Genomic DNA, 3,713 nt, shown 5'->3' with positions numbered 1-3,713 from the left:
CGCAGCCCAACCAGCGAAGGGTGAGAGGGCTGTGGCCGTCAGCGCGGCCGATCCGGCGAGCATTGTGCGCCGGTCAAGCGGCGCTGCGGCGAGCGCATCGATCATCGTTGGTCTCCTTGCGACTAGGGCTGAGGCAGCGAAGCAGGCGAAGCCGAGCGCGCCCCGGAAGGCGCGGCGGTCTGCGACGGGGACGGGTTTGATCGGGGGCCGATGAGCGCCCCCTCGCTCTTCATGACATCAATGATTTGCGATGCTGATCGGCGTCGGAACCCCTAACCGATCAACAACGGATGCTTCATCAAGCCTCAGAAGGCGCTTTCCGATCCGTCCGGATTCGCCTTGATGTGGTATTCGCCGCTTTCGCGGAAGCTGCGGACGGTGGCGAAGGTGTCCTCCATGAACTGGATGTAGGACAGTTTGCCGTTTCCACCGCGCGCCAGAACAGCGAAGGGCGAAGTCACGGTCTTGCCCAGCGTGTTCGAGGTATAGGTGAAGGCGCCGAAGATGGCGGCGCCGTCCTCGCTCTCGAATCTGTCCCGGATCTGGAAATCATCGACGGTCCAGTAGTGGTTCACATCGATAAAGGTTTTCACCAGACCTTCGGCGCCTTCGGTCGTCCCGGCCCAGGGCAGAACCTGCTTCACCTCCGGGTTCTCGTAGTTCAACGAGACGTAGGTGAAATCATCGGTGGTGTACTGCCTGACGAAGTCCAGATCTGTCGCATTTGACAAGATCGCTTGCAGCACCGCCAGGGGCGATGCTTCCGACGCGGGCTCCACCGTGGAAGGGCCCTGCGCAGAAGCGCCGCCAGCCAGCAGGGTCAACGCCGCAGTGGCGGCGGCATTTCGCAGAGTGGGCACTATGGTGGACATGATATGCTCCATTGTCGATTGTCACTGAGATCAGGGCTGTCAGTGCTGATTCAAGCCAGGCTTGAGCGCCATGTGCTTGTGGCCGATAAACTCATCCAGGATAGCCACGTCATTCAGGCGCTGAGGCCGGACTGCTTGAAGCCGCCTTCTTCGTTATTGTCGCCGATCCCCGCCCAATCGTTGATCCAGACCAAACCTGCTTCGAGCGCCTGCGCGACAAGCGAGAACCGTCCAAGTCACGAGGCCGGATGCTGGCCGCAAGTCCGAGTTCATGATCATTGGCGGGTCGGATCGCTTCGGCCTCGTCTGAAAACCACTGGATCGTTATGACCGTCCCGAAGGTCTCCTCCTGCATGATGGCGAGAATGTCATCGCAGACTTCAAGAGATGCGGGGCGGAAGAAGGCGCCGTTCCGATGGAAGCCGACTTTGACCGGGTCGCCACGTTCGACCACCTTGGCCTCGGCTGCGATTGCGGTTTGGACGGCGTGATCGACCCGCTCGATGTTCGCGCGATCGATCAATGGCCCCATGTCGCTTGATGGATGTCCAGCGGGGCCGACCCCGATCGTGCGTGGCCATTCGGCCAGACCGTTACAAACCGCCCCATGACCACCGTTCTGCATGAGCAATTGAGAGCCAGTCATGCCGCACTGACCGTCGAAAAAGGTCAGCGCATCTTCCAATGCCGGCAAGGGGACATAGATTTTCGAATCGTCGAGAACGATCCTCGGCGTCTTTCCGCCAAGTTCCATCCCGAAGCGCTTGAGATGCTTGGCGCCGTTGCTGCTGATGGCGCGTCCCGTACATTTCGAGCCGGCAAAGTTGACGACCGGAACCTCCGGCGACGCCACGAGGTATGCCGAGCCTTCCGGGCTGGCCTGGAAAAAGAGATTGATCACGCCCTTCGGCATGTCTTCGGCTTCGTTCATGACCGTGGTGCAACCAGCGGCAGACGCGGCAGCGAGAGACCGGATGGCCAGGGCGGCAGGAGAGTTCCTGGGCGCCATCACTGGCGCAACGCCCATCGCCTGCCCGAGAATCAGGGAGATGCCGACGGGCTTCGACGTGACCGCTCGATCACTGTCGGCGAGAGCAGTCGCACCCGAGTTTCGAAGCTTGCTCGGGATCATGTCCCGCTCGAGCGCGGCTTCTTCCCTGATCTTTCCGGTTTCAAGCGGGGGAACTTCGAGGAAATCGTCGCGATTGCGCCCGAATGCCTGAACCTGTTGCTCCAGCACGCGGGCGCGCAATTCGCGGTCATGCGCCCACATGGTTTCGTGACAAGCTTCGACTGTCGCAGCGACGGCGGACTTCACAGCCTCTGAGCCGTTGTCAGGATTGTGACCGATCACTTCATGGGATGCGGGGTCGAACGCGTCCTTCGATGTGCCGGAAAAGTCCTGGAAGCCACTGATCCAGTTGAACGGCTTTCGCACAACAGATTTACCCATGTTTCGATCTCCCGCCCCCGGCGCGTTCGCCCTTTCAACATGGCAGAAGCCGCCGTTGACTGAAGATGGCTGCCCGTCGCATCATTCCGGACAGGATGTCCGCATTGTTCTCAATCGAATCGCTCAGCGGCCTCGCCGCCTTTGCTGAGACGGTCGAGTCGGGCAGCTTTGCGGCGGCCGGGCGGAAGCTTGGGTTGTCGGCCTCGGCGGTCGGGAAGGCTGTCGAGCGCCTTGAACTGCGGCTCGGGCTGCGTCTGCTCAATCGGACGACCCGATCCCTCGCGCTGACCGGAGAAGGCGAGGTTCTGCACCGTCACGTCGCAAGAATCCTGAAAGACCTCCAGGAGGCCGAGAACGAACTTCACCTCGTCAAGAATACCCCGCGCGGCCGGCTCAAGATAAGTGTGCCCACTGTCATGGGGCGCAGGATTGTGCTTCTCGCGCTTCGAGAGTTTCAAGAAAGCTTTCCGGACGTGACAATCGACATTAGCCTCGATGACGTGAAGGTTGATGTTATCGGAGGAGGGTACGATGTCGCCTTGCGCCTCGGTGAACTGGAGGATTCATCCCTCCGAGCTCGCCGCATCGGCCCGCATACGTTCACGACATGCGCGTCGCCCGCCTATCTCGCTGAACGCGGCACGCCTCAAGAGCCTTTGGAACTCGGCGCTCACTGCTGCATCCACTATCGATTTCCGACGACCGGACGACCAGAGATCTGGGCCTTCAAGGGCGTAGGGACGTCGAGGCCGATTCAACCCGGGATCATCCTCAATGATGGCGAAGGGCTCGCTTCCGCTGCGCTCGGTGGTTTGGGGATCGTGCAAGCGCCCAGTTACCTCGTGAAAGATGACCTTGCTGCGGGACGCCTCAAGGCTATCCTGGAGGATTACACAGATGAGCGTGGTAGCATCTGGCTTGTCTGGCCACCAATGTCCGCCGAGATTCCTCGCGTGCGCGCGTTCATCGACTACATTGCAGAGCGGATTCCTCAATTATTAAAGTAAACTGCAGTATTTGATCGCTTCCGTCAGAGTGGTCGCGCGGTGCGTCGAGGCGGCGGCCACACGGCCGCCCGAAAGGAGGACCACCATGAGCAGCTCGATCTCTCCGCCGCCATGCCGTGCGTCTGCCAGGACCACGGCTTTCCCGTCATAGCGCTTATGCGCGCCATGGCGCTGGACCGCGATGCGGCTGACAGTGCTCTGAGCCCTGAGAGCCGGGCGGCCCAAGGTTCGGGTTCAGCACAGAAGCCCGGAAAATCCAGATCCGGGTGGTCCAAGGTTCGGGTACCCCAAGTTCGACAACAGATTGGCTAAGTGATTGAAATTGCGAACCCGCGTTTGGCCTTTTTGCCACAACCGCTGATCGTCAGGCAGGCTTTGGAA

The 3,713-nt window shown here is 60.7% G+C and carries 3 protein-coding genes; 1 reads left to right on the top strand and 2 read right to left on the bottom strand.

All coding sequences use genetic code 11. The features are described 5' to 3' along the window. Window positions 1–305 precede the first annotated feature (305 nt). Together BLW43_RS22440 and BLW43_RS22435 are read right to left on the bottom strand one after the other, a co-directional pair. Window positions 306–872: a nuclear transport factor 2 family protein gene (locus BLW43_RS22440; RefSeq protein ID WP_217632292.1), complete on the bottom strand. Its 567-nt coding sequence runs from the start codon at window positions 870–872 to the stop codon at window positions 306–308. A 109-nt stretch (window positions 873–981) separates the two neighbouring features. Further along, window positions 982–2,325, bottom strand: a complete 1,344-nt coding sequence (locus BLW43_RS22435) for an aldehyde dehydrogenase family protein (protein WP_217632291.1) — start codon at window positions 2,323–2,325, stop codon at window positions 982–984. A 104-nt stretch (window positions 2,326–2,429) separates the two neighbouring features. Here BLW43_RS22435 and BLW43_RS22430 point away from each other — a divergent pair, with 104 nt between their 5' ends. After that, window positions 2,430–3,332 carry a LysR family transcriptional regulator gene (locus BLW43_RS22430; protein WP_217632290.1) on the top strand — a complete coding sequence of 301 codons (903 nt, stop codon included), beginning with the start codon at window positions 2,430–2,432 and terminating at the stop codon, window positions 3,330–3,332. Window positions 3,333–3,713: the final 381 nt, after the last annotated feature.

The organism is Rubrimonas cliftonensis, from assembly GCF_900107585.1.
GTDB lineage: Bacteria > Pseudomonadota > Alphaproteobacteria > Rhodobacterales > Rhodobacteraceae > Rubrimonas > Rubrimonas cliftonensis.
The sequence above is the reverse complement of the archived record's forward strand: the minus strand, read 5'-3'. Positions and strand labels throughout refer to the sequence as shown.